Source organism: Providencia sp. UF-224, from assembly GCF_058245955.1.
This window is the reverse complement of sequence record NZ_JBSICC010000107.1, coordinates 1-497: the sequence shown is the minus strand read 5'-3', so window position 1 is coordinate 497 and position 497 is coordinate 1. Positions and strand designations below refer to the sequence as shown.

The 497-nt window shown below is 34.4% G+C and carries 1 protein-coding gene; it reads right to left on the bottom strand.

Translation table 11 applies throughout. From position 1 onward, the window contains the following. The coding region (locus AC4IFO_RS23050; RefSeq protein ID WP_490737861.1) for a fimbrial biogenesis chaperone at positions 1-410 on the bottom strand (410 nt) is incomplete at its 3' end. Positions 411-497: the final 87 nt, after the last annotated feature.

The following is a 497-nucleotide window of genomic DNA, read 5'->3' as shown; positions in this document are numbered from 1 at the left end:
TCTTTAATTGCTGAGGGGCGGTAAATCAATTTCATTTGTGTTTTAAAGGCAATCTGCAACGAGTTTTCTGTGCGTTCGGTGGCAGGAATGGTTTTAATATTCAGCCAAAATAAAGACTCTTTATCTTTGGGTAAGGTATTTGCCGTTAAAAAGATACGCAGTGCATTGGTTTTATCAGCATTTAACCTAAATAATGGCGGTGTAATAGTAAAATCTGATTGTTTTTTCTCGTCGATACCATCAATCCACGATTGAATTAAATAAGGAATTTTATCGGGGTTTTCGACACTAATACTGACATCTTTATTCCCTTCATTATAAATAACGCGAGTACCGCCAATAATCACACCCGCGTTAGCTGTTTGCATAAATAAGAATAAAGACATAAAAAAACAAATTAAGCGTTTCATATTATCACCCAGTAATACAGGAATAAGGTTTAAGTCCGTTTAAACCTTAAAGTCCAATTAGTTATAATTGATTGTGAACGTTGCTGT